The sequence below is a fragment of the Indibacter alkaliphilus LW1 genome, from assembly GCF_000295935.2.
Taxonomy (GTDB): Bacteria; Bacteroidota; Bacteroidia; order Cytophagales; family Cyclobacteriaceae; genus Indibacter; species Indibacter alkaliphilus.
This window is the reverse complement of record NZ_ALWO02000045.1, coordinates 24,729-49,155: the sequence shown is the minus strand read 5'-3', so window position 1 is coordinate 49,155 and position 24,427 is coordinate 24,729. Positions and strand designations below refer to the sequence as shown.

At 39.1% G+C, this 24,427-nt stretch carries 23 protein-coding genes; 13 read left to right on the top strand and 10 right to left on the bottom strand.

All coding sequences use genetic code 11. The features are described from left to right. Positions 1–20: 20 nt before the first annotated feature. Complete coding sequence (locus A33Q_RS16070) at positions 21–959, bottom strand: succinylglutamate desuccinylase/aspartoacylase family protein (RefSeq protein ID WP_009033802.1); 939 nt, start codon at positions 957–959, stop codon at positions 21–23. A 338-nt stretch (positions 960–1,297) separates the two neighbouring features. On the opposite strand from A33Q_RS16070, the gene murB reads away from it, so the two are divergent. After that, positions 1,298–2,311 carry a UDP-N-acetylmuramate dehydrogenase gene (gene murB / locus A33Q_RS16065; RefSeq protein ID WP_009033803.1) on the top strand — a complete coding sequence of 338 codons (1,014 nt, stop codon included), beginning with the start codon at positions 1,298–1,300 and terminating at the stop codon, positions 2,309–2,311. On the opposite strand, the gene A33Q_RS16060 is transcribed toward murB, so the two are convergent. Continuing rightward, positions 2,308–2,790, bottom strand: a complete 483-nt coding sequence (locus tag A33Q_RS16060) for a deoxycytidylate deaminase (RefSeq protein ID WP_009033804.1) — start codon at positions 2,788–2,790, stop codon at positions 2,308–2,310. The two genes, murB and A33Q_RS16060, sit on opposite strands and share 4 nt — an antisense overlap. Positions 2,791–2,953: 163 nt before the next feature. Here A33Q_RS16060 and A33Q_RS16055 point away from each other — a divergent pair, with 163 nt between their 5' ends. From A33Q_RS16055 to A33Q_RS16045, 3 genes are all read left to right on the top strand, one after another. Beyond that, positions 2,954–3,235, top strand: a complete 282-nt coding sequence (locus A33Q_RS16055) for a YidH family protein (RefSeq protein ID WP_009033805.1) — start codon at positions 2,954–2,956, stop codon at positions 3,233–3,235. A 67-nt stretch (positions 3,236–3,302) separates the two neighbouring features. Continuing rightward, positions 3,303–4,289 carry a TerC family protein gene (locus A33Q_RS16050; RefSeq protein WP_009033806.1) on the top strand — a complete coding sequence of 329 codons (987 nt, stop codon included), beginning with the start codon at positions 3,303–3,305 and terminating at the stop codon, positions 4,287–4,289. Between the two features lie 96 nt (positions 4,290–4,385). After that, on the top strand, positions 4,386–5,276 hold the full coding sequence (locus A33Q_RS16045) for a Ppx/GppA phosphatase family protein (protein WP_009033807.1): 891 nt from the start codon (positions 4,386–4,388) through the stop codon (positions 5,274–5,276). 61 nt (positions 5,277–5,337) lie between these two features. On the opposite strand, the gene ppk1 is transcribed toward A33Q_RS16045, so the two are convergent. Beyond that, positions 5,338–7,458 (bottom strand): polyphosphate kinase 1, encoded by a 2,121-nt coding sequence (gene ppk1 / locus A33Q_RS16040; RefSeq protein ID WP_009033808.1) that lies wholly within the window; start codon positions 7,456–7,458, stop codon positions 5,338–5,340. A gap of 128 nt (positions 7,459–7,586) precedes the next feature. After that, a complete protein-coding gene (gyrB, locus tag A33Q_RS16035) occupies positions 7,587–9,542 on the bottom strand; it encodes a DNA topoisomerase (ATP-hydrolyzing) subunit B (protein ID WP_009033809.1) in 1,956 nt (651 codons plus the stop codon). 378 nt (positions 9,543–9,920) lie between these two features. On the opposite strand from gyrB, the gene A33Q_RS16030 reads away from it, so the two are divergent. Genes A33Q_RS16030 through A33Q_RS16020 form a run of 3 tightly spaced genes read left to right on the top strand, consistent with a single transcriptional unit; the run spans position 9,921 to position 12,738 of the window. Next, positions 9,921–10,673: a bacteriorhodopsin gene (locus tag A33Q_RS16030; protein ID WP_009033810.1), complete on the top strand. Its 753-nt coding sequence runs from the start codon at positions 9,921–9,923 to the stop codon at positions 10,671–10,673. A gap of 57 nt (positions 10,674–10,730) precedes the next feature. Further along, on the top strand, positions 10,731–11,879 hold the full coding sequence (locus A33Q_RS16025; protein WP_009033811.1) for a lycopene cyclase family protein: 1,149 nt from the start codon (positions 10,731–10,733) through the stop codon (positions 11,877–11,879). Beyond that, positions 11,866–12,738, top strand: a complete 873-nt coding sequence (locus A33Q_RS16020; protein WP_009033812.1) for a Brp/Blh family beta-carotene 15,15'-dioxygenase — start codon at positions 11,866–11,868, stop codon at positions 12,736–12,738. Before A33Q_RS16025 ends, A33Q_RS16020 begins: the two co-directional genes overlap by 14 nt. Here the strand turns inward: A33Q_RS16020 and A33Q_RS16015 are convergent. From A33Q_RS16015 to A33Q_RS16005, 3 genes are read right to left on the bottom strand one after another with little or no spacing between them, the layout of a single operon-like run. Then, positions 12,735–13,100 (bottom strand): CoA-binding protein, encoded by a 366-nt coding sequence (locus A33Q_RS16015; RefSeq protein ID WP_009033813.1) that lies wholly within the window; start codon positions 13,098–13,100, stop codon positions 12,735–12,737. The two genes, A33Q_RS16020 and A33Q_RS16015, sit on opposite strands and share 4 nt — an antisense overlap. A gap of 8 nt (positions 13,101–13,108) precedes the next feature. Then, positions 13,109–14,062, bottom strand: a complete 954-nt coding sequence (locus tag A33Q_RS16010) for a GNAT family N-acetyltransferase (protein ID WP_009033814.1) — start codon at positions 14,060–14,062, stop codon at positions 13,109–13,111. A gap of 10 nt (positions 14,063–14,072) precedes the next feature. After that, the gene (locus A33Q_RS16005; RefSeq protein WP_235062814.1) at positions 14,073–14,816 is read right to left on the bottom strand and encodes a 1-acyl-sn-glycerol-3-phosphate acyltransferase; all 744 of its coding nucleotides are present in this window, start codon (positions 14,814–14,816) and stop codon (positions 14,073–14,075) included. Positions 14,817–15,172: 356 nt separating this feature from the next. Here A33Q_RS16005 and A33Q_RS16000 point away from each other — a divergent pair, with 356 nt between their 5' ends. Beyond that, complete coding sequence (locus A33Q_RS16000; protein ID WP_009033816.1) at positions 15,173–16,006, top strand: SDR family NAD(P)-dependent oxidoreductase; 834 nt, start codon at positions 15,173–15,175, stop codon at positions 16,004–16,006. Here A33Q_RS16000 and A33Q_RS15995 read toward each other — a convergent pair. Beyond that, positions 16,003–16,692 carry a hypothetical protein gene (locus A33Q_RS15995; protein ID WP_009033817.1) on the bottom strand — a complete coding sequence of 230 codons (690 nt, stop codon included), beginning with the start codon at positions 16,690–16,692 and terminating at the stop codon, positions 16,003–16,005. The genes A33Q_RS16000 and A33Q_RS15995 overlap by 4 nt on opposite strands. A gap of 90 nt (positions 16,693–16,782) precedes the next feature. On the opposite strand from A33Q_RS15995, the gene A33Q_RS15990 reads away from it, so the two are divergent. Both A33Q_RS15990 and A33Q_RS15985 read left to right on the top strand, forming a co-directional pair. Then, positions 16,783–17,679, top strand: coding sequence for a class I SAM-dependent methyltransferase (locus A33Q_RS15990; RefSeq protein ID WP_040490587.1), 897 nt, complete (start codon positions 16,783–16,785; stop codon positions 17,677–17,679). A gap of 30 nt (positions 17,680–17,709) precedes the next feature. Next, a complete protein-coding gene (locus A33Q_RS15985) occupies positions 17,710–18,888 on the top strand; it encodes an aspartate aminotransferase family protein (RefSeq protein ID WP_009033819.1) in 1,179 nt (392 codons plus the stop codon). On the opposite strand, the gene A33Q_RS15980 is transcribed toward A33Q_RS15985, so the two are convergent. Continuing rightward, positions 18,889–19,365 carry a hypothetical protein gene (locus A33Q_RS15980; RefSeq protein ID WP_009033820.1) on the bottom strand — a complete coding sequence of 159 codons (477 nt, stop codon included), beginning with the start codon at positions 19,363–19,365 and terminating at the stop codon, positions 18,889–18,891. Positions 19,366–19,463: 98 nt separating this feature from the next. On the opposite strand from A33Q_RS15980, the gene A33Q_RS15975 reads away from it, so the two are divergent. The 3 genes from A33Q_RS15975 to A33Q_RS15965 all read left to right on the top strand — a co-directional run bounded on the left by A33Q_RS15975 (position 19,464) and on the right by A33Q_RS15965 (position 23,924). After that, positions 19,464–21,860 carry a penicillin acylase family protein gene (locus A33Q_RS15975; RefSeq protein ID WP_040490586.1) on the top strand — a complete coding sequence of 799 codons (2,397 nt, stop codon included), beginning with the start codon at positions 19,464–19,466 and terminating at the stop codon, positions 21,858–21,860. A gap of 299 nt (positions 21,861–22,159) precedes the next feature. Further along, positions 22,160–22,567 (top strand): peptide-methionine (R)-S-oxide reductase MsrB, encoded by a 408-nt coding sequence (gene msrB / locus A33Q_RS15970; protein WP_009033822.1) that lies wholly within the window; start codon positions 22,160–22,162, stop codon positions 22,565–22,567. 256 nt (positions 22,568–22,823) lie between these two features. Beyond that, positions 22,824–23,924 (top strand): alanine racemase, encoded by a 1,101-nt coding sequence (locus A33Q_RS15965; RefSeq protein WP_009033823.1) that lies wholly within the window; start codon positions 22,824–22,826, stop codon positions 23,922–23,924. 4 nt (positions 23,925–23,928) lie between these two features. On the opposite strand, the gene A33Q_RS15960 is transcribed toward A33Q_RS15965, so the two are convergent. Beyond that, positions 23,929–24,339: an RrF2 family transcriptional regulator gene (locus A33Q_RS15960; protein ID WP_009033824.1), complete on the bottom strand. Its 411-nt coding sequence runs from the start codon at positions 24,337–24,339 to the stop codon at positions 23,929–23,931. Positions 24,340–24,427: the final 88 nt, after the last annotated feature.

Genomic DNA, 24,427 nt, shown 5'->3' with positions numbered 1-24,427 from the left:
GTGGATGAAAATTCTGCATGTTAATGCCTTCCAATATGGACCAGCGCATCACCGGCATTGACTACAGGGTTATTATTTAGCCCTACCACATGTCCATTATAAGTAGCTTTGACAGGCACCTTTACCTGGCCATATGGATCCGATATTTTGGCAAGCATCTGTCCTTTTTTTATTTCATCGCCCAGCTTCACGGAAGAAGTAAATATACCTGAGACTTTAGCGCGCGCCCAGGAACTGTCTGTTAGCATGATGGTATCTTTGGGTGCAACTTCCCCCTCCAACATCCCCAAATGGATCAACATTCTTTTGGTTCCAGCAATGGCCTCCTCTACAGCATAATCATCCAACCTCATAGACTCCCCTCCCTCATAAACCATAATGTGTTTTTTCCTCTTATAGGCTTCCTTCCTAAATGATTTGTCAATATGCGGCGAATTCAGTAAAAAGTGTGTTCCAAATGCCTTTGCCAATTCTACACCTTTTTTATCCTTATAATCTACCCTGATTTGAGGGTAATTGGACAGCATTCTGCCCCCAGTATGAAAGTCCACTCCATAATCAATCAAAGGAATGATTTCATTGCTCAGGATAAAAGCAATCTGTGAAGCTAAAGAACCCTTTCTACTTCCAGGAAAACTTCTGTTTAAATCTCTGCCATCCGGAAAAGTCCTGCTGCTGCTCAAAAAACCATATACATTTACCAAGGGCATAAAAATCACGGTTCCTTTAATGGGAGTAATCTCCTCTTCATCCATCATTTTCCTGACTGCGACGATTCCATTGATTTCATCTCCATGCACTCCACCCGAAATCAAAACCACCGGTCCTTCATCTTTAGCTCTTTTGATAAAAACAGGCAAATCAATCAATGTATGGGTCGGCAATCTGGCGATGGCAATATCAATATTCAGCGTTTGACCAGGGCGTACTCTGATGCCATTGATTATTATTTCCTTCATATTTATTTGTTTTGATGGGGCTTGATTAAGAATTGCCAATTGATAAATCAAATATACAAAGGTTAGTGATATGAAATCTTTGCAAGCTACTATCAAGCCATTCTTTTCCCTTCATTTTATTAAAACCTAAACTATCCTTGCTTCATAACCTAAATTTTGAAAATTATCCATATCCGAAATTAGGGTCTGAAAAAACCATACAAAATTAATAAGAGGCTATACCTACACTTTTGAATCCAGTAGGTACAACTTGACAAATTAAGGTTATGCAGATCTTAAGTAGGCCGGCCTTTCAATTTGGTCAAATTCTTGTTTAATTCGCAATACATTTTCAGACTATGCAATTACAAGAAAACATCTCCCTGCTTCCTTACAATACTTTTGGCATTGACAAAAAAGCAAAATACTTTGTTCAGGTGACTGACGAGTCAGAAGTAAAAGAAGCTATTAAGGTCGCTCAGGACTTAAGCATTCCTTTAATCGTGTTGGGTGGAGGCAGTAATATTTTACTTACCCAAGACCTCAAAGCATTATTGGTCAAAATCGAAATCAAGGGCGTCAAGTTGCTCAAAGAAGATGAAGATCATGTATGGGTAGAAGTGGGTGCCGGAGAAAACTGGCATAGTTTCGTGATGCATTGTATTGAGAAAAATTGGTCAGGTGTGGAGAATCTTTCCTTAATTCCAGGCACTGTAGGAGCCTCTCCTATGCAAAATATTGGAGCTTATGGGATTGAGATCAAAGAAGTATTTGAAAGCCTCAGTGCTGTCAATAGACATACTTTAGAAACTGAAATATTTGATTGGGAAAGCTGTGAGTTTGGTTACCGGGAAAGTGTATTCAAAGGAAAATTAAAAGACAAGTATATCATCACCAAAGTTTGCTTTAAACTTAGCAAAAACCCCATTTTCCATACTGACTATGGAGCAATCAAACAGACTTTGAATGAAAATGGAATTCAGGAATTGAGTATCAAAGCCATCAGTGATGCGGTGATTCAAATCAGACAATCCAAGCTACCAGACCCCAAGCAGATTGGCAATGCCGGAAGTTTTTTTAAAAATCCAACAATAAGTCTCTCGGATTATGAAATTTTAAAAAAGGAATTCCCGGAAATACCCGGCTATCCAAATGACGAAGGAATAAAGATCCCTGCTGCATGGCTGATCGAACAAACGGGTTGGAAGGGCAAAACATTTGAAAATATTGGCGTACATAAAAACCAACCTTTGGTCTTGGTCAATTATGGCGGCGGTGATGGCAATGCCCTTAAAAAACTGAGTGAAGAGATTCAGGAATCTGTAAAGAAAAAATTTGGAATCCTGCTTTTCCCTGAGGTAAACTTCCTTTAAATCAAAGGGTCCTCATATACAATCTCTTTGGAATATTGCACTACTGCTACGCCGAATTTTTTCAAAAACTCCAAACCTTCATCGTGTGGTAGCCCCTTGTAAGCTGCATAGGAATACATGAATACCACCTTTTTGATCCCCATAGAGAAAATGATCCGTGCACAGGCCAAACAAGGAGCTAAGGTCACGTAAAGGGTGGAACCTTCTACAGAAGTATTATTTTTTACAGCATACAAAATTGCGTTTTGCTCGGCATGAAGAGCCAAAGTGCAGCTCCCTTTACTATCTCTGGCACAGCCATGCTCAGGAAATTCCTCATCACAGTTATGCGTACCTGCAGGTGGTCCATTATATCCAATCGAAATAATCCTGGTCTCTTTGGTCAACACAGCTCCTACATGTTTTTTGATGCAATGAGACCTTTTGGCCAAATTCACTGCCAATTCCATAAAAATATCGTCAAAATTAGGTCTACTCATAGTGTTGTCGGTAAGTTTTATTTATAGTTGAGGATTTCAAGCCTCCAAAAGTAAAGAAACTCAAAAAATTATAGCAGATTTATCGCAAAATTTACTGTTTCCTTTTTGAAATCCATATGCCTAAATTGCAGACCTAAGTCAAGTATGAAAACAATATTAAGACATGGAAAATGAAAATATCCAGGAAAATGAGCTTATCGTTAGAGATTATCTTGCTAGGCAGAGAACTAACCTAGCCAACGACAGGACATTACTTTCCTACATCCGTACTTCTTTGTATTTTTTGGTCAGTGGAACTGCTTTGATGGAAGTCAATGCCCTTGACCATATCAGTGATTTGGGTTACCTAGCCTTCGCACTTTCAATTGGCATGTTATTTTTGGGGTTCATCAATTATTTCAGAGTCAAAAGAAAATTGAGAAAACATTATTACCAAAAAATGTAAGACTTTAAAACCAAAGTCGAATTTCTGCTTTTACTTTGCACGCTTATTAATTTAATTCCCAAAAACCTTGGAACCTCTTCAGCAGGACTTGTACATTATTTTAATTTTCGCCTTTATAATTCTTGGCCTTTTGGCTTTGGACTTATTTGTCTTTAATAAAGAAGCTCACAAGGTAAGCACCAAGGAAGCCATGAATTGGTCTATCATTTGGATTGGAGTTGGATTGCTATTTGGAGTTTATATTTATTTTGATTTCGGTCTTGAAAAGGCTTCGCAATATTATTCTGCATTTTTGATAGAAAAGGCTCTCAGTGTTGACAATCTCTTTGTTTTCATTTTGGTCTTCCGATATTTCAAAGTTCCTGACAAGTATCAACACAAGGTCCTCTTTTATGGCATTTTGGGTGCCATTATCCTTAGGGGAATATTTATATTTTCCGGTGTAGCCATTATCAACATCACCTACATTCCTGAATTTGAATTACTTGGACGTTTATTTCACATCAATATCATTTTGACACTGTTTGGATTGTTTTTAATCATCGCAGGTATCAAGTCCTGGAAAAGCAAAGGTGAAGAGGATGAACAAAAAGACTTCTCCAAGTCTCTAGGGACGAGACTCATTCATAAGTTATTCAGGGTAGACCCGAGATACCATGCCGATAATTTTTTTGTCAGGATTGATGGTAAAAAATATGCTACCCAGCTGCTTGTAGTAGTGGCTGTAGTGGAGTTTACCGACCTGCTTTTTGCAGTAGACTCTATCCCTGCGATTTTTGCTATATCCCAAGACCCTATCATTCTGTACACCTCCAATATTTTTGCAATATTAGGTCTAAGAGCCTTGTATTTTCTTTTGGCCAATAGCTTTGAGGTTTTCCATTATTTGCAACATGGCCTTTCATTTATCCTTGCCTTTATAGGTTTCAAAATGATCCTTGCTGCGACCTATCACCTCCCCTCTCCAGTTTCTTTGGGAATCGTATTTTTGATTTTGACAATCAGCATTTTAGCTTCAATCAGAAGATACAATCAGGACAAAAATGTTGTTTGATTTTATTTTGCCAATAATTTAGAGAAGGTCTCCATCATTAACTTTTAATTAAAAGTACTATACGTTATTTTAGCGTAAGACTAAATACTTAGCATTTTGAGATTAGCGGCAGTAGACATTGGCTCCAATGCCATCAGATTACAGATTACCCATATTACCCAATATGAAGGAACCACCAACTTCAAAAAGCTGGAATATCTCCGATTCCCTTTGAGATTGGGAATGGATGTATTCCATTCTCAAAGAATTTCAGAAAAAAACCGAAGAAAATTCATCAAACTGATGAAGGCCTTCAAGCTGTTGATCGACCTTTACGAAGTAGATGATTACATGGTGTGTGCAACCTCTGCTATGCGGGAATCGATCAACGGAAAAGAAATCGTAGAAGAGGTAAAAGAAGATATTGGACTGAAAATCAATATTATTGATGGAAACCATGAAGCTGAGTTGATCAATATGGCCCTAGGCGCTTACATTGACCAAAAATCCTATCTGCATATTGATGTAGGCGGGGGAAGTACTGAATTGAATATTTATAGAAAAAAAGAAAAAGTAGCATCTAAATCTTTCAAAATTGGATCAGTGAGGGCCTTGGATGATAACATTCCTCTTTCTGTCTGGAAAAGCATGAGCCGGTTTATCAGTGATCATGTTAGCGAAAAAGACAAAATCACCTGTATTGGAACAGGTGGAAATATTAACAAAATTTTTGAACTCACTACTCCTAGGAAAGGTAAAACATCCATCAGCATAGATAAGATAAAAGAAATACAGGATTATCTGGCTTCCTTTACTTACGAGGAAAGGGTCAACAAAATAAACCTTAACCCTGACAGGGCAGATGTAATCATACCTGCAGCCAAAATTTACCTTGCCGCTATGACCGCAGCTTCTTCAAAGAAAATGATTATTCCGGATGTAGGTCTCAAAGACGGATTGATGCAGGTGCTCTATAAAAAGAACAAACACAAAAAGAACATGGCATAAAAAAGCCCCTGGTTTCCTAAAAATGAAGTAATCAGGGGCTTTTATTTTTCAATGGCTATGATCAGATCAGCTTTACCTTCATGACATCTTCGATTTTTACATCAAAAAACTCCTTGTGCACATTGAACTCATCTTCATCTGCCTGAGGAAACTTCCGGACGTAAGAACCATCTTCCAACATCCTGTAAGCGTTCACATTGTCTCTTAGGTTAAAGGATAGGATATTCATCAGTTGTTTTTCCAAAACAGGGTCCTGCACTCTAAATAAGGATTCCAGTCTTTTATCAAAGCTTCTGACCATCATATCAGCAGAACCTGCATAGGTCCTGGTTTCTCCGTTATTGTGAAAATGATATATCCGAGAGTGCTCCAAAAAGTCCCCTACTATGGACAATACTTCAATATTTTCACTTAAACCAACCCTTCCCGGCCTCAGACAACAGATACCCCTAATGATCAATTTCACAGGAACGCCTGACTGAGAAGCCCTGTAAAGCGCGTAAATAATCTCAGAATCTTCCAAAGAATTTACTTTGATAAAAATCCCGGAAGGAAGACCGTTTCTGGAATTTTCTGCTTCCTGTTCAATAAACTCTATCAATTGATTCCTCATATCCCTAGGGGCAGTGATCAGATTTTGATAGGTTGTGGGCATAGAATGACCTGTAATAACATTGAAAAACTCCGAAACATCATTTGCCAAAGTTTCATTGGTAGTCAACAGGCCAATATCTGTGTACAGTCTAGCAGTATCTTCATTGTAATTTCCTGTCCCCAAATGGACAAATCTAGTTACTCTATTGTCATCCTTTTTGACAATGAGAAGCAGTTTGGTATGTGTCTTCAAGTTACTGATGCCATAAATGACAAAGCACCCGGCCTTCTGAAGTTTTTTAGCCTCTCTGATATTGTTTTCTTCATCAAATCTGGCTTTCACCTCGAAAAGAACTGAGACGTGCTTCCCATATTCTGCCGCCCGCAGCAGGGCTTTGGTTATCCTAGAATCCTTTGCTAACCTGTAAATAGTCATCTTAATAGCCATGACATTAGGATCATCAGCTGCTTTTTCTATCAGGTCCAGGATAGGATCTATATTGTTGTAAGGATGGTGAAGCAGTATATCTCTGCCTTTCAAAACCTGAAATACGTCATCAGTCCCTTCCTGAGGGTAAGATATGGGAGGTACAGGATGAGGTACCTGAGGCAATTTATCCTTGAACCTCCTGTTTCCGACGACTTGCCAAAGGCCCGTGAAGTCATGCATGCTGGATTTCTCAACTTTGAAAATACTGTCATCCTGAATATTCCAACGCTCCTTTAAAAGACTGACCATCCACTTGCTATACCCTTCTTCAATCTCAATCCTAACTACCCGGCCAGTCTTCCTTTCATTTAGTTTCCTCTTTACCTCTTCAAGGAAGTTTGCATCCATATCCTCACTCTCTTCCAAGGTGAAGTCTCCGTTTCTGGTGATCCTGAAAAGATTTACAGATTCTATATTCACGTTCCTAAAAAGTGAAACCAAGTTTTCCCTGATCACTTCTTCAATAGGAACGTAAATGACTAAGTCTTCCCTTTCTATTTCGAAAAACCTGGGGATATTAGCGGGAATCTGAACAAATGACAGCTTTCTGTTCTCTTTTTTATCACCAGGAGCTAATGTTACTACTCCAAAAATCAGGAGCTTATTCATCAAAATAGGAAAAGTTCTGTATCCATCAAACACCATAGGTGTCAGCATCGGATAGACTGCTTTGATAAAATATGACTTGATATATTCCCGCTCCTCAGGCTCTAGTTTTTTGACATTACTCAACATAAACCCACTGTCTTTCATCTCAGGAAGCAGATTATTAACAAAATGGGTTTGTTGCTTTTTGTGAAAGTCTTGGCACTCAAGTAGCAGTTTCATCTTAAATGGTTCTTCCCTGAGCCCTGAGTAATCTACCCGCTCTTTGTCATAATCAAGGTAATTGTACAAAGAACCTACCCGAATCATAAAAAACTCATCCAGATTAGAGGCTGTAATTGCCAGAAATTTCAGCTTCTCCAAAATAGATCTTCCCTCCTTTTTAGATTGGTCAAAGACCCTATCGTTAAATTTAATCCAGCTCAGATCCCTACTGACCAGGTCCGAACTTTCTATAATGTTTTCAAATTTATCTTTGGTTGCTACTTTCATGGCGTAAATATGGGGGTTATACAAAGCTAACAATCTATAAATACGATTGGAATGCAGGAAGTTTAAAAATTTATTAAATAAAGAAAAAAAGGGGCGATTGCCCCTTTTGTATTCATTTGTACCTTAGATTAGGTGTCTATTTTTGCATATTTTGCATTTTTCTCGATAAAGTCTCTCCTCGGCGGAACTTCATCTCCCATCAACATGCTGAAGAGGTGATCAGCCTCAGCAGCCGAATCAATAGTTACTTGTTTCAAAGTCCTTGTATTGGGATCCATTGTGGTGGTCCAAAGTTGCTCCGGGTTCATTTCTCCAAGACCTTTGTAACGCTGAAGGTTGATACTGTCTTCCTTGCCTTCTCCTACCATTTCTATTGCAAGCCGCTTTCTTTCATCTTCATCATATGCATAACGCTCATCTTTTCCTTTCTTCAAAAGATACAGAGGTGGCTGGGCAATATATACATAACCGTTTTCTATCAAGGATCTCAGGTATCTAAAGAATAAGGTCAAAATCAAGGTCCTGATATGAGACCCATCAATATCCGCATCCGTCATAATGATGATTTTGTGGTATCTCAAAGAGCTCAGGTCAAGCTCTCTATCACCATTGACAGTACCAAACTTGACACCAAGTGCAGTTAGGATATTCTTGATTTCGTCATTGTCATAAATCTTATGTTCATGCGCTTTTTCAACATTCAGAATCTTTCCTTTCAAGGGAAGGATAGCTTGAAAATCCCTATCTCTTCCTTGCTTGGCCGAACCTCCCGCAGAGTCGCCCTCCACGAGGTATAGTTCACAAACAGTTGGATCGGAATTGGCGCAATCTGCAAGTTTCCCAGGCAATCCACCGCCCCCTAAGACGTTTTTTCTCTGTACCATCTCACGGGCCTTTCTTGCGGCATGGCGTGCCTGTGCTGCTAGAATTACTTTACCCACAATGATTTTTGCTTCTTTTGGATGCTCTTCCAACCAAGTCTGTAGTGTTTCCGAAACAGCCGCATTCACTGCACCCGATACATCAGAGTTTCCTAATTTGGTCTTGGTTTGACCCTCAAACTGTGGCTCAGCGACTTTTACTGAAATTACTGCTGTTAGACCTTCCCTAAAATCATCACCTGCAATGTCAAACTTGACTTTATCCAGCATTCCAGACTTATCAGCATAACTTTTAAGGGTTCTGGTAAGCGCCATTCTAAAGCCCGACACATGGGTACCACCTTCATAAGTATTGATGGTATTGACATAGGAAACTACATTTTCTGAATAAGAGGAGTTATAACTCATAGCAACCTGTACAGGTACATTGTTCCGCTCGCCTTCAATGTATATAGGGTAATCAATTATTTTTTCTTTGGTTTCATCCAAGTATTGTACAAATTCTACCAAGCCACCTTCTGAGAAAAACTCATCAGAGCGTGGCTGACCATCTTCAACCTCCCTGTGATCAATCAAGAAAATCCTGATTCCGGCATTCAAAAATGCCATTTCTCTCAAGCGGTTGGCAATGGTTTCATACTTAAATTCAGTAATCTGGAAAATACTATTATCGGGCTTGAAATGAATAGTCGTACCTCTTTTATCCGTAGTGCCTATTTCTCTTACAGGATATTGAGGAACACCAATCTTGTATTCCTGCTCATACATTTTCCCGTTTTTGTGGACAACTGCTTTCAGGTCCGTAGAAAGTGCATTTACACAGGAAACCCCCACGCCATGAAGCCCTCCTGATACTTTGTATGTATCTTTATCAAACTTACCTCCAGCATGGAGTACGGTCATTACTACTTCTAAAGCTGATTTTTTCTCCTTTTCGTGCATATCAATGGGAATACCTCTCCCATTGTCCTCTACAGATACTGAATTGTCTTCGTGGACAGACACCTTGATTGTATCACAGTGACCTGCCAAAGCCTCATCAATTGAATTATCAACTACCTCCCAAATTAAGTGATGCAAGCCTTTTATCCCTACATCCCCTATGTACATGGCCGGTCTTTTTCTTACAGCCTCCAGTCCTTCGAGGACCTGAATATTCCCTGCTGAATAATCCTTTTGATTTCCTTCTTTCTTTTCGCTCATAGTGTATTCAAACGCCTTTTTTATCTTTTAAAAAAGAGATTATATGTTGCTATAATTAACCCGTAATAATACGCAAAAAAAACGAGAGCACCCACCTATTTCTATCCTAATCAGGAATTCTAAAAAGCTGCCCTCTTCAACCGATTAACAATTTCAATTTTATAAAATTTTATTCCAATTTTTAATTAAAACTCCAAATCAGGGGGATTTTTAAATGTACCTATTTTATGTTGTTGGAATCTGATTATTATCAGGTTAAATACATTTGTTTAACATTTGATAATTTTTGTTAAACAAATATTTTTCTGATTAATTACTATAGGCAATGAATCACCAAATTAAATTTCTTAAATCCTCTATCACTTAAAACGATTAACTATGAACACCCTCATTGCCGCAGATTTAGTGGGTCTTGACCGTATTGTCAACAGCGACCCTGTAGCCATTACCTTTTTCATAGGGTACATGGCTATGTTTGCTTCCGCAGTTTTCTTCTTTGTGGAAAGAAGTTCTGTGGATGGGAAATGGAAAACCTCTCTTTTAGTATCCGGATTGATAACAGGTATCGCTGCAGTCCATTATTATTACATGAGAGATTTCTACATGATTACGGGCACTAGCCCAACAGCCTTCAGGTATGTAGACTGGACTTTAACAGTTCCATTGATGTGTGTGGAATTTTATTTATTGACCAAGCCTTTTGGAGCCAAAACGGGTACTTTAACCAAATTGATCCTAGCTTCCCTTTTGATGTTGATTACAGGTTATATCGGTGAGACATCCGGTATAGATAATAACATTTTCTGGGGTGTAGCATCCACTATTGGTTACTTGTATATTGTTTATGAAGTATTTGCTGGCGATGTTGCTAGACTTTCTAAGGAATCAAATAGCCCTGAGTTGAAAAGAGCCATGTTTCTATTGAAAATCTTCATCACATTAGGATGGTCAATCTATCCAATAGGATATATGGTATTGCCAGGTAACCTATTGTCAGGTGTTTTTGAAGTATCAAGCATTGACTTGTTCTACAACCTCGCAGATGCGATTAACAAAATTGGATTCGGATTGGTTATTTACTCAGTTGCAATAGCTGAAACCAATAAGATGAGAAAAGTGAAAGCTGCTTAGAACATCAAGCTACCCATTGCGACGCAATGGGTAGCTTTACTTTTATCAACCCAAAACATGAAGAGCTACGATTATATCATTTGCGGATTTGGATGTGCAGGCATCTCCCTTATCAGGCAGATTATCAATAGTCCCTTGAAAGATAAAAATATCCTCATCGTAGACTCTGATCCTAAAAAAAAGAATGACCGTACTTGGTGCTACTGGGCTGAATCCCCACTGGATCTTCATCCCAGAAATGCTCCATTGGTTTTTTGGAATAAAATAAAAATCATATCAGATCATCAGGTTACCGAGAAAAACCTGGAACATTTAAAGTATTTCCACATTAAGGCTTCGGACTTTTACAGAGAAGCATTTGATGCTATTGCCGAGTATCCAAACATTGAGTTTTTACAGGACAGCGTGGATCAGATAGCAGAAGGAAATCTTGATGATATGACAGTTTACCTGAAAGAAAATGGTCCTTTCAAGTGTCAAAAAGTTTTTAATTCCATCCCTCCGGTTGTTGATTTCAATTCCAAGATGATCAAACAAATTTTTATGGGCTGGGAAATATCTTTTGAGAGTCCCATACTTGATCCTAAAGTTGCAACATTTATGCAATTTGACCAAGAATCAATCAGTCCCAATGATTTTTTCTATGTACTTCCTTTTTCTTCCAAAAGTGCCTTAGTGGAATTTACCACCTATAGAACCGAGATGATAGGTGAAAATGAAATGGAAACATACATTACCAAATACTTGGATAAAAATTATCCCGGATGTACTTATAACATTCAATTCAAAGAAAAAGGATGTATTCCTTTGACTACTTTCCCAATGGAATCCTCTTCACCCCAGCGGGTGATACAGCTTGGAACACTTGCGGGTTGCACTAAACCTTCCTCCGGATTTACATTTTACAACATTCAAAAACACTGTGGAGAAATTGTCCAAAAACTTCAAGAAGAAAACTACCCTGGTAGTCAAAAATGGAAAAGAAAGAGCAGGTTTACTTTTTATGATAACATCCTCCTGAATATCGCCAAGAAATGGCCTTCTGAATTACCAGAGATTTTCTTTACTATGTTTGAAAAAAATCCAGCCTCTCAAATCCTAAAATTTCTGAATGAAGAAACAACCCTCTCGGAAGAGATATCCATTCTTTGGAAACTGAGGTTCAATATTTTCATCAAATCCCTACTCAATTATGAAAGGCATTGAAAATTTAGGTAAAATATTAGGGCTAGTCATTGCATTGTTTTACTTCCTTTTTTTCCAAGGAAATGAAACTTACGAATATGTTTTTTTTGTGCTTGTACTAGTGACCGTAGGAATCCCTCATGGTGCAGTTGACCATCTATTGGTCAGCCCACATCTCACCAAATCAAAATTGATTTCATTCCTTTTAAAGTATATTGGGATAATTGCTATATACCTGATCGCCTGGTTTTTCCTTCCTCAAATCTCGTTGATTGCTTTCCTAATTATGTCCGCTTATCATTTTGGACAGAGTCATTTTATCCAATCTGAAATTCAGAAACTGAAGAAAACTACTTACATGTTGGTGGGTGGTTTTTATCTCAGTATCATTCTCTGGAGTGATTTCTCCTATACCCAAAAACTCCTGTCTTCCTTAATCAATATCGAAAATCTGGAAAGTTATGGCCCTGGCCTCATTTTTTTTACTTTCATCCTGTCCAATATTCTGACAGCATATAATCAACCCTCAAGAGCTTCTTTTCATATTTTGGAATCGGTAGTTTTAGGATTTGTTCTTTACCACCTTCCCTTGCTATTAGGTTTTATTATTTATTTTGGGTTTTGGCATGCACTACCAAGTATGAATGAAGAATATAGAAGTCTGAAAAAATTTCTGGGAGAAAACAAACGTTCAAATTTTCTCAAAAAACTAATGCCGTTTACAGCTTTAAGCCTGGCAGGAATGTGGATACTTTTAATGCTTTTTTACCCATCCATGACGGAAAATGAATTGATCCTGCTCTTTTTCATTCTGATATCGCTGATATCAGCTCCACATATTTGGTTTATGAATAGATTTTTGGAGAGTAAAAAAGCCTAAAACTGTCCTGTACTCAAGAGGACCAGGTTACAGGATATGGATACTTCTACACCTGCTTCCCGAAGCAATTCGAAGAATTCAGAGTTTTCCGTCCCAGGATTAAAGATGATTCTTTTTGGCTTGAGCGAAAGAATATAATCATACCATTCAGGTTGATTTTGTGGCCCCAAGTACATCGTAACGGTATGTACATCAGATATCTCAGGTTTTTCCTTAAGGTCTAAAATAGCCTCACCGAAGAGCTCACCTTTTTTTATACCTACAGGAACAAAAGGAACTTGCCTCTGGGAGAGCATTTCGGCGACCACATAAGCATAGCGGGATGGATTAGGGGAAGCTCCGATGATTACTGTTTTCTTCATAACCTGCTTTATCTGCTTCCAAAAACTCTATCTCTTTCAAAAGTTTCCAAATGTCTGTGTTTTTTACTTTCATAAATATCATCCAGAGTTATCAGTATTCCTGTCTCCTCTACCCTTCCGAATTCGTCATTGAGAGCCGTTCCGAAGGTTTTCATGGTAGGCGAAAGGTTCATATAAGTATTGATCAGAGGAGGAATATTTTCACCATAGCTCCGGATTTTTGAATTGAGCATCTTATACCCCTCTTTGTAGTCCAGCCCCTTGAACAATGATTCAAGGTTGGAAGTATCTGCATAGTAGGTCAGTGTAAGATTTGGGTGCGGTCTTGCCAACTTTTTATGGTCTGGGAAATAATGGTGCATAAAATACAATAACAAATCCCTTGCTTCCTTATTGTAATGCGGGTACATCGTCACCTTTCCAAAAAGGTACTTCACATCTCTGTTCAGCATCACTACTGCACCCAAACCGTCCCATAAATTATCCAAAGAAAAGAGTCCTTTCCTGTTGTCAATACTCGGTTGATATTTGGGTTGAACAAAAGATCTCCCCAGTTCTATGGTAGTAGGCAGATAATTTTTTACAAATTCTTCTGAAAACTTAAAGAGATGGGCAGTAGATAATTTCAGTTCACCGTTTTCACTTCTACCAGCGTGCTTACAGTGAATAAGTCTATATCCTGCTACAATTTCCTCATCATCAGGATGCCAGGTTATCAGTTGTTGATAGCAATTTTCATCTGTATCATTCTCGTCAAGGTCAAGCGAGAGCCCTGTCCCCCCACCTGCAGACCTGAAAGTCAACTCTCTTAATCTACCGATTTCCCTGACAGTATTGGGAGCCTGATGGTAATCAACCAAATAAATATGATTGTTTCCATTGTTGGTATAGCGCAAAAACCTGTCCGGCGTAAGCTCCTTTTTCAACAACTCTCTATCTATCTCGGGTATAATTGCTTGCATATAATCAGATTTAGGCCATTTGGTAAACAATTCTTTTCACTTCCTCAGCCCATTCGGTTTCAGTTTTCAATTTATCAAAATACTCGTAAGAAATTGGTTTTCCTATATGTATGACAACTTTTTTGCCTCTCTGAGCGAACATTTCGTCAGCGAGATAAAACATTTCCAAGTTAGCTTTGATACCCAATTGTTTACGGAATCTGGCCAGATTGTAAAAAAAGTCTGAATTTTTCCCTTCAATATAAACAGGTACTACATCTTTTTTATATCTCTTGGCTTTGGAGATAAAACTCTTCTTCCACTCTAGGTCTTTGACCCCTTCTGCCTGTTTCCTAGACACCAATCCGGCCGGAAAGACCAGAACCGCATGTTCTCCTGCATAAGTTTCTTCAATCAGTTTACTGACTTCCCTGCTGTTTGCCCCGTGTTTATTGACAGGCACAAACATCGGCTCAAAGTTTTTGATATTGGTCAGGATATCATTGACCAAAAAGCGGATATCAGTCCTGTATTTTCCAAGTGCATACATGAAAGCAATGCCATCCATTCCTCCCAAAGGGTGATTGGATGCAAAAATCACAGGTCTGTCCAAAGGAATATTTTCAGCCCCAGCGAGACTTACTTCAACACCAAATTCGTCTACCAAGGCATTCACAAAATCCATTCCCTGCAAATGACCAATATTTGCCATCACCTGATTGATATCCTTTTCATGAACAATCCGCTTGATGTAGCTGAGCACAAAACCAGGCATCCACTTGTGGAGGCCAGGGTTTTTATCCTTCAAAACTTCCGCTATATCGATAAAAGGCTTTTGGGGTAATTTGGATTCTGTCACTACTGAATAGTTTAACGCCTTGAGTTTCTCTCAACCTATTGATTCCCAACAAAAAGGAATGCTTTTCCTTATAAAGGGTTTCTATTTTTTTTGATTTTTTAAAATTTTATAGCCTCGAAAATACAAAAAATTACTCAAACCCTAAGAGAAAATATAATTAGCGAAATTTACTATCTATAGTATTTTTCGTTTCCTATTTAAAGGTATCCAATGTTTCCCTTTTCCAAACTATCCACCAAGAAAGCGAGTTAGCAATACAAACAGCAAAAATTATGATACTAGCAATCACAGGCCCGACCTCAGGCATTGGAACCATAACATTTCAAAAACTTGTACCCCATTTTGAAAAAGTGATTTTCCTGGCAAGAAATCCAAAAAAGTCTGAAAAAATCATAAATGCTCTGCCTTTAGAGCAGCAGCCAAAGGTAATATTTGTGGAATGTGATCTGGCTTCCATGGAATCAGTAAGCAATGCTGTAGCCACAGTTCAAAAAAACGTACCACATATTGACGTCCTGATCAATAATGCAGGTGGTATTTTTCAGGAAAAAGAAACCACAAAAGATGGTTTTGAGCTTTCTTTATCCGCCAATCATCTGGGACATTTTCTATTGACCAATAAATTGATGCCTTGGTTGCTCAAGTCCGGCAAAGCAAAAGTGATCAATGTGAGTTCTGAAGCTCATAGAGCTGCCAAGGTAAACTTCGACGACTTGAATTTTGAAAAAAAACCATACAGCGCTTTTACCGCTTATGCCAATGTGAAGCTTTTCAATATTCTCTTTACAAAGTCACTTTCTGAAAGATTTGGAGAAGATGGGCTGCAGGCATTTGCACTACATCCCGGAGTGGTCAAAACCAATTTTGCATCAGAAGCCGGTGGAATATTTAAAGTATTCTGGGTCCTGGCCAGGCCTTTTATGATCACGGCAGAGCAAGGTGCAGAAACAAGCATTTATTTGGCGAGAAACGAAATTTCCAGTACGTATAGTGGAGCATACTTTAAAAAATCAAAACCTGTAAGTGCATCCAAGTCTGCCAATTCCAAAAGCATGCGGGAAAAGCTTTGGTATCAAAGTGAAAAGCTTCTTAAAGATTGGCTCTAGTCCTGCTTAAGGAAAGTAAGCACCTTCTTCATTCCTATGGCTGAATCTGTATTGATTTTGTTTGATTTGACATAAGAGCGCAGCTCTCCGTACTTTGATCCGGCAAGTTCCTTTAAGCCCTTGTTGTTTCCTTTGAATTCCTCACTGGAAAGTCCGTTGATTTTGTAAAAGCGCGTATCCGGTCTGTAAACTTCATATTGAGGGCCAGTATACCCATCTTTCAAATTGGTAGGCTTGACAAGGTTCTTTTTGTGAAGGGCTACATACTTATCCCTACCCTCCTCATGCAAGATTTCAACAATTCTTTCTTTCCCTTCCAAAAATTCCATTCTAAATAGCTTAGGGTTTTCTTCAAAAGTCTCCAGCCAATCCCAGTTTTTCAACAGCAATGGTTCATCCTCTTCGCTGCCAGTCTGTATATAGACCTCATCTTTTTCCAAAAATATATTGACAGGAATTTCATCGTAAACCTTACCACTTTTCAAAGCAATTTTTGCTTTGGGAGCCTCTTCATACATAAATGGCGTACCCTTTACGCCATCACTTTTGGGGTTAAATCTAAAGGCCCTTCCCATATCTACATCATTCTGTCTCAATGTAGATATAGATTGTGCGTATACCCCAATATTGAATACAATCATCAACATTATCACCCCTGCCCATTTCATTACCTCAACTGATTTCATATCGATTTTCTTTAACTCTCTCCAAGTTGTAAATAATTTTGCTAAAAATAAATGAAAAGCCCCTTCGATTATATTTTTTACTTTTGTGATATGAAGGAAACGATTTTGTCATTGACTCCCGAGCATTGGGAAGATTATGAATTGATAGATACCGGTGGATTTGAAAAGCTGGAAAGATTCGGTCAGTATATTTTGAGCAGACCCGAGCCTCAGGCTATCTGGGATAAAAGCATAGATGAAGATTCTTGGAGAGAAATGTCCCATGCCCATTTTCATAAGGAAAAAAACAATCCGGATAAAGGGCAATGGAAAACTTTTAAAAAAATCCCTCATAACTGGCAAATCCAATACAAAGGAAACAATAAGCTTGACTTGAAGCTCAACCTTGCCATGACATCTTTCAAGCATATTGGCCTTTTCCCAGAGCAAGCAGTCAACTGGGATTACATTGCCGATACTATTGAGAAACTTCCTGTCAAAAACCCAAAAGTCCTCAATCTTTTCGCTTATACAGGTGCTGCATCAGTTGCTGCCAAAGCCTGCGGAGCAGAAGTAACCCACCTTGACTCTGTCAAACAAGTGGTAACTTGGTCCAAACACAATATGGAATCTTCAGGGCAGGAAGGAATCAGATGGATTGTGGATGATGCCATGAAATTTATCAAAAGAGAAGTTCGGAGAGGAAATAAATATCACGGAATCATATTGGACCCTCCTGCCTACGGAAGAGGACCTGATGGTGAAAAATGGATCCTTGAAGAGCAGATCAATGAAATGCTAAAACTTTGTGCGGAACTTTTAGAACCTGATCATCATTTCTTAATCCTGAACATGTATTCCCTGAGTTTCAGCTCCATCATTGCAGCCAACCTGATTTATTCCAATTTTAAAGAAGTCCAAAATGCAGAGCATGGAGAGCTTTTTCTAGTAGATAGATCAGAGAAAAAACTTCCTCTTGGAATATTTTTCAGATTCCGAAAATTATAAAGCAAACCAAATCAATTGCACCCTGATTTTATGAACAATAGGCAACTCTTCCTAAATCACCTTGCTCAGACAACAGATTTTCCTCTTCTCATTGAGATCGAGAAGGCAGAAGGCGTCTACATGTATGGCCCAGACGGAGAAAGTTACCTGGATCTGATCTCTGGAATCGGAGTCAGCAATATAGGCCACAGGCATCCCAAGGTAATTCAGGCTATAAAGGAGCAATTGGACAAATACCTTCACCTAATGGTCTATGGAGAATATGTTCAAAGCCCACAAACCCAATTGGCAAAAGCCCTCTGCGACACCTTGCCTGAATCCTTGGACAATGTATACTTGGTCAATTCAGGAAGTGAAGCAGTAGAAGGGGCATTAAAGTTGGCCAAAAGGTTCACCAATAGAAGAGAAATAATTTCCTGTGTAGATGCTTATCACGGTTCCTCACAGGGCGCTCTTTCAGTCGGAGGAAATGAAGTTTTTAAAAGAGCATACAGGCCATTATTACCGGGTATTAAAAATGTGGTCTATGGAAGTTTTCACCAGCTCAATGAAATCACAGAACAGACTGCCGCGGTAATAGTAGAAACCATACAAGGAGAGGCTGGTATAAAAGTCGCCTGTAGGGAATATTTTCAAGCATTGCGGAAAAAATGTAATGAAACAGGTACACTACTTATTCTGGACGAGATTCAGGCAGGTTTTGGAAGAACGGGTAAATTTTGGGCATTCGAGCATTTCGGAATTGAACCGGACATTCTTGTTTGTGCCAAAGGTATGGGTGGTGGTATGCCTATTGGTGCCTTTATTGCCAATAAAGATGTGATGGGAGCTTTCAAAAACAATCCTCTTCTGGGCCATATCACGACATTTGGGGGGCACCCGGTTTCAGCTGTGGCTTCACTGGCAACTATACAGGTGATTCAAGAAGAAGGGCTTATGGAGCAGGTGGAGGAAAAAGCCAATCTGTTCAAGCAACTTCTTATTCATCCAAAAATCAAAGGAATCAGGAATAAAGGTTTGATGATGGCGGTGGAGTTTGAGTCATTTGATGTGCTAAAACCCATTATCGACAGAGCTATAACCAATGGGGTGATTACCGATTGGTTCTTATTCTGTGATGATGCCATGCGCATAGCCCCACCGCTGGTAATCACAGCCGAAGAAATCAAAAGAGCTTGCCAAATCATATTGGACGCCATTGGAGACTAATCAATCGTAGCTGGGGCTTTGATGAAAATTGATATCTCCAAATCCTCCTAATTTAGCAGCTGTTTCAGCCATTTGATCTTCAATAAATCCGGATCTGGGTGCATTGGCAACTGGATTCTCAAACTGAAAAAGCTGACTACTATCAGCTGTACTGTAATAATTCTGACTTAGATTATCCGAAGTATTGGCAATTGAGCCCATTAATTCCCTACCCAATATCACCACAAGGACATTGACTACCGTAAAAATGAGCGTGGAATTGTGTGGAAAATCCGAAAAGCTGATTTTTTTGGATACATTCAACTTCATCAATTGGGCGTGTATAATGTATGCCCTGTCCGTCTGGGATAAAATACCCCCATAGGTGCGGGGAATCAACGCATTTTTCTTTTTCAGATAATTGGTAATGGCAATCAACGTTTTTCGCAATTCAGTATCCGCTCCAGGGACTTTGGCAAGTTCCTCTAACCTGATCAAGTTGGAATAGTCTAAATTTTAAAAATCTAAATTCAATATTGCTTCCTAATCCTCAAAATCTTCTAAATTGGAAAGCAGAACCCGAATTCAATGCTTTTATGAAAAAACTGATTTTTGCCCTGATCATACTCTTCTTTGTATTTACAACCGGCTATCAAATTATTAAATACCGCTTTTCTCCCAAATACAGCGGGGAACTGGTGTTGGCTGGACTCGATGAAGAAACGGAGGTTTTTTACGATGACTTCGGCATTCCTCATATTTATGCGGGAAGTGCTGAAGATGCTTACAGGGCAATGGGATACGTACATGCCCAGGATAGGCTTTTTCAAATGGAAATGATGCGAAGAGTAGGCACAGGCACATTGGCTGAGCTATTAGGAGAAGATCTAGTGGAAGTTGACCAATTTTTCAGAACCTTGGGTATACCCAAGCATTCCAAATGGAGCGCTGAAGAATGGGAAAAAAACGGTTCTTTGGAAATCAAATCTGCTGTCAATGCCTACATAAATGGCGTAAATGATTTTATAGAAAAGGGCAAACTCCCTTTGGAGTATACGCTTTTGGGCCATACTCCCAGACCCTACAATATAGAAGACATGCATGGAATTGTAGGTTACATGTCATTTACTTTCGCCATGGCCATGAAAACCGATCCCTTAATCACCAAAATGGCTAGAGAGTTGGGTTCTGAATACTTGGAGGTTTTGTCTGTTCATACCTTGCCTGAACACCATGTGATCCCTACACATTACCCAGAAAGAGACGGCAAAGTACTTACTGACATGCATACAGAAAGTCTACAAGCTTTATTAGAAAAGCTACCTGTTCCTTTATTGGAAGGTAGCAATTCATGGATTATCGGCCCGGATAAAACAGAGTCGGGAGAGGTGCTTTTCCTCAATGACACCCATATTGGATTTGCACAACCCTCAGTTTGGTATGAAGCCCATTTGGAGTATCCTGGGTTCAGTTTTTATGGAAACCACCTGGCAGGTATTCCATTCGGGTTAGTTGGCCATACCCGCAAACACAGCTTTGGTCTTACCATGTTTGAAAATGACGATCAGGATTTTTTTGAGGAAAAGCTTAACCCTGCAAACCCGTTAGAAACAATTTATGGAGAAGAATTCAGGCCTATTCAAATAAGGGAAGAACAGATTCCCGTCAAAGGACAAGACCCTATAAAATTTGAAATTAGGGAATCCGTGCATGGTCCAATAATGAATAATGTGCTCCCTGAAATAGCTAAAATCACCTCCAATCCAGTAGCTTCCTGGTGGGTATATATTTTAGAGCCAAGCCGGGCTTTAGAAGCTACTTGGAAAATGGCTAGATCCAAGGATATCCATGAATTCGAAAATGGAATAAGGTTGATCCATGCTCCCGGACTTAACGTGATGTATGGAGATAAGGCAGGAAATATTGCTTGGTGGGCAACGGCGAAGCTACCCATCAGACCTGATCATGTGAACTCCAAGTTGTTTCTGGATGGAAGTGATCCTGCTGATGAAATTCAGGGATGGATGCCTTTTGAAGAAAATCCTATGAGCATCAATCCGCCTTCGGGTTTTGTTGCCAGTGCCAACAACCAACCTGACACTCTAAGTAACGGCACCTTCTTTCCCGGCTATTATTATCCGGGAGAACGATGGAACAGGATTGCAAAAACCATTTCAGCACGGGATGATTGGAATCAGCAAAATATCAAAGACTTGCAGCTGGAAGCCATCAACGAAACTCACCCATTGAATGCTTTGAGCATGCTGGAGGCTGTGAACCCTGAAGCTTATGAAGGTTTTGAATCCGCGCTAGAACAATTGAAAAACTGGGATGGTGACCATGGACTTGAAAGTATAGCCCCCACCTTATACTACAAATGGCTTTATCATACCTTGCATGCAATGATGGTTGATGAATTAGGGGAAGATTGGTTCAGTAATTTCCTAGAAACCTTCCTTTACATCAGAAGTGTTTCCAACCTCGTTCAGACTGAGTCTTCACCTTGGTGGAATAATATAAATACCAACAATCAGGAAAGCAGAAGCGATATTTTATCAGCGGCTTTGAAAAAAAGCCTGGAAGAATTAAAAGGACAGTTTGGAAATAATCCGGAAGATTGGCAATGGAAAAAAGCAGTTGTTCTGGAACATCCACACCCACTTGGTGCCCAAAAACCACTGGACAAACTATTCAATGTAAGTGCTCCTCCTGTCATGGCCAATGAAGAATCTGTAAATAAGCTGGCATTCAAACTGAATCCTGATGGTATCTATTCTGTACGTTCAGGACCTGCTATGCGGATAATTCTTGATTTTGCTAATGTTGAACTATCAGAATCTGTTTTGCCTACCGGCCAAAGTGGCAATTTATTTTCACCTTGGTATCGCGATCAGGCCGAAATGTTTGCCAATGGTGAATATAGGCCCCAATTAATGAATGAGTCTTTGATAAGAAATAGCTCGAAAAAGAAAGTAACGTTTAAACCTGAATGATTTAGTTAAGTTGCAAAATCTAATACCCTCCTGATAAAAGGATTTATGATTGTCCGCTTTCTTACCAATAGAATCTTCGCAATAGAATAAATCTACGATTTCAAACCAATCCCGATAAACAGGGACAAGTTATCAAAGAATAACTTGTTCGCTGTGGCGGATCTAGTATTCATTAATATCAGGGTTCAAGACCCATTACAAATTGGTTACTGGTCTATTTGCGGATATACACATTAAAATATAACCTTATCCAAACCTATTGCCTCCAATTCGGATTATATTATTAGAAAAAAGAAATTATGAGTAAGAAGAAATATCCAATTGAAAAAGATGATGAAACATGGAGAAAAGAACTGGATCCGGACAGTTTCCATGTATTGAGAGAAAAAGGTACAGAGCGTCCTTTTACAGGCCAATATTACCTCAATAAGGATACAGGAATATATGAATGCAAAGCCTGTGGAAATGAGATTTTTCATTCCTCTGAAAAGTACGATAGCGGATGTGGCTGGCCTTCCTTCACCAAACCAATCAGACCTGAAGCTGTAGAGGTAGAGATGGATTATTCACATTTTATGATCAGGGAGGAAATCCTTTGTGCCAACTGTGGTGGACATCTTGGTCACCGCTTTCCGGACGGTCCAAAGGACAAAGGAGGCATACGTTACTGTATCAACTCAGTGAGTTTGGATTTTAAGGAGAAATAGGTTTTGATAAAGAATTGGGTAACTGTGTATTTGATTGAAGTTGTTAATAGTTAATGGTTAAAACTGAGTTCAAGATTCAGAGACCCATTTAAGTGATAAATGTCATCCTTTTCTTATGCCTTAGTGGGGAACTTAAAAAGTCTTTAAACTTAAATATAATGGTCCATGCCTGAAGACTTGAAGCAAAAGAGTTTCATCTCTCTGCTTTCTTTCTTATTTTTCGTCTATTCAATTAACAAAGAACCAATAAAGACAAATGTCATACCTAGAAAGCATCACCTCTCCTACCCTCTTACTCAATGAGCAAATCTGCAGAAATAACTTAGAATCTATGGCTACAAAAGCGCAGAAACAGGGTAAAGAGCTAGTTCCTCATTTCAAAACAGCACAATCCCTTCAGGTTGGTGAATGGGCCAAAGAATATGGCATCAAAGAGCTTACTGTTTCTTCAATCAAGATGGCAGCTTATTTTTGTGATAAAGGTTGGGACAATATCCATATTGCATTTCCATTTAACCCACTTGAGGTTCATACTTTAAATCAACTGGCTTCTAAACAAAGTATTTCTGTTCAGTTGATCAATAAAGCAGTTACCGATCATCTTGTGAAGCATCTGAGTAATACAGTAGGGTTTTTCATTGAAATAGATGCAGGCTACGGTCGTACGGGAGTAGAAGTGTCAGATTTTGGTCTGATAGAAGAGATCCTAAGAACTGCCAAGACTACAGATAAGCTTCAATTTAAAGGCTTCTATATACACCCTGGCCACACTTATTATACAGCCGACAAACACAAAATCTATGAGGAAAGTATTGCAGCCCTGAGCATGCTTAAAAACAAATACAGCACAGAATATCCTGAATTAAAAACCCGGGTAGGTGATACGCCTGGCTGTGCTGTTGTGGATGATTTTGGTGATGTGGACCAGATTGGGCCGGGCAATTTTGTGTTTTTCGATTTGATGCAGGTCAACCTAGGTTCTTGCAAAAGAGAAGATGTAGCCGTAGCCTTGGCTGTTCCGGTAGTGGACATCAAGAAGACCAAGAAAGAAATTCTGATCCATGGAGGAGGTGTTCATTTGGCCAAGGATGTACTTTTGGAAGCAGATGGAAGTAAAAATTTCGGAGAGGTAGTACTGCTAAATGATAAGGGCTGGACCATTCCTTCAGAGCGTTCATTTCTGAAAAGCATTTCTCAAGAGCATGGTTTGGTACAAGCTTCTGATGAACTACTTGCCAATGTCAAAGTCGGTGACCTGATCGGCATACTTCCTGTCCACAGCTGTATGACGGCTGACTGCATGAAAAGCTATATGACTTTGGATGGCAAATGGGTGGATCATACCGAAGGGGCCTGAAAAACTACAGTTTGGATAAATCTACAATAGAGCTTTTCAGCACCTTAAGCATTTCGTCTCTGAGCTGCCCGAATATTTTCCTTATCCGGCATGTTTCCTCATCTTTGCATTCATTGCAGGATTCGTAAAAATTCTCCGAAACGCATGGAATTAAGGCTATAGGGCCATCAATCACTCTCATGAGTTCTGCCACGGAAATAATGGCGGGATCTTTCCCTAAAGAATATCCCCCTTCAGCTCCACGAAGGCTTTTGACTATCTGATGTGACTTCAGGTCTCTTAAGATGTTTTCCAGAAACTTATAAGGAATATTTTCAGCCTTGGAAATTGTCCTGGCTGAAATTGGAACTTGATTTTGGTTTTCGTATAGAAAAAGAATTGTTTTTATGGCGTATTTGGCTCTTTTGGAAAGCATATCAATATTTTAGAATGTCCAAAATACAAAATATGTATTCATCGATATGGATTTTTATTCCAAATATTGAATTTTTTAAAGCAAAGAA

Bases quoted from the DNA above. Each gene is read 5' to 3' on its own strand.
- A33Q_RS16070 (WP_009033802.1), bottom strand. From the start codon at position 959: ATGAAGGAAATAATAATCAATGGCATCAGAGTACGCCCTGGTCAAACG.
- murB (WP_009033803.1), top strand. From the start codon at position 1,298: ATGCAATTACAAGAAAACATCTCCCTGCTTCCTTACAATACTTTTGGC.
- A33Q_RS16060 (WP_009033804.1), bottom strand. From the start codon at position 2,790: ATGAGTAGACCTAATTTTGACGATATTTTTATGGAATTGGCAGTGAAT.
- A33Q_RS16055 (WP_009033805.1), top strand. From the start codon at position 2,954: ATGGAAAATGAAAATATCCAGGAAAATGAGCTTATCGTTAGAGATTAT.
- ppk1 (WP_009033808.1), bottom strand. From the start codon at position 7,458: ATGAAAGTAGCAACCAAAGATAAATTTGAAAACATTATAGAAAGTTCG.
- gyrB (WP_009033809.1), bottom strand. From the start codon at position 9,542: ATGAGCGAAAAGAAAGAAGGAAATCAAAAGGATTATTCAGCAGGGAAT.
- A33Q_RS16030 (WP_009033810.1), top strand. From the start codon at position 9,921: ATGAACACCCTCATTGCCGCAGATTTAGTGGGTCTTGACCGTATTGTC.
- A33Q_RS16025 (WP_009033811.1), top strand. From the start codon at position 10,731: ATGAAGAGCTACGATTATATCATTTGCGGATTTGGATGTGCAGGCATC.
- A33Q_RS16020 (WP_009033812.1), top strand. From the start codon at position 11,866: ATGAAAGGCATTGAAAATTTAGGTAAAATATTAGGGCTAGTCATTGCA.
- A33Q_RS16015 (WP_009033813.1), bottom strand. From the start codon at position 13,100: ATGAAGAAAACAGTAATCATCGGAGCTTCCCCTAATCCATCCCGCTAT.
- A33Q_RS16010 (WP_009033814.1), bottom strand. From the start codon at position 14,062: ATGCAAGCAATTATACCCGAGATAGATAGAGAGTTGTTGAAAAAGGAG.
- A33Q_RS16005 (WP_235062814.1), bottom strand. From the start codon at position 14,816: ATGCCTGGTTTTGTGCTCAGCTACATCAAGCGGATTGTTCATGAAAAG.
- A33Q_RS16000 (WP_009033816.1), top strand. From the start codon at position 15,173: ATGATACTAGCAATCACAGGCCCGACCTCAGGCATTGGAACCATAACA.
- A33Q_RS15995 (WP_009033817.1), bottom strand. From the start codon at position 16,692: ATGAAATCAGTTGAGGTAATGAAATGGGCAGGGGTGATAATGTTGATG.
- A33Q_RS15990 (WP_040490587.1), top strand. From the start codon at position 16,783: ATGAAGGAAACGATTTTGTCATTGACTCCCGAGCATTGGGAAGATTAT.
- A33Q_RS15985 (WP_009033819.1), top strand. From the start codon at position 17,710: ATGAACAATAGGCAACTCTTCCTAAATCACCTTGCTCAGACAACAGAT.
- A33Q_RS15975 (WP_040490586.1), top strand. From the start codon at position 19,464: ATGAAAAAACTGATTTTTGCCCTGATCATACTCTTCTTTGTATTTACA.
- msrB (WP_009033822.1), top strand. From the start codon at position 22,160: ATGAGTAAGAAGAAATATCCAATTGAAAAAGATGATGAAACATGGAGA.
- A33Q_RS15965 (WP_009033823.1), top strand. From the start codon at position 22,824: ATGTCATACCTAGAAAGCATCACCTCTCCTACCCTCTTACTCAATGAG.
- A33Q_RS15960 (WP_009033824.1), bottom strand. From the start codon at position 24,339: ATGCTTTCCAAAAGAGCCAAATACGCCATAAAAACAATTCTTTTTCTA.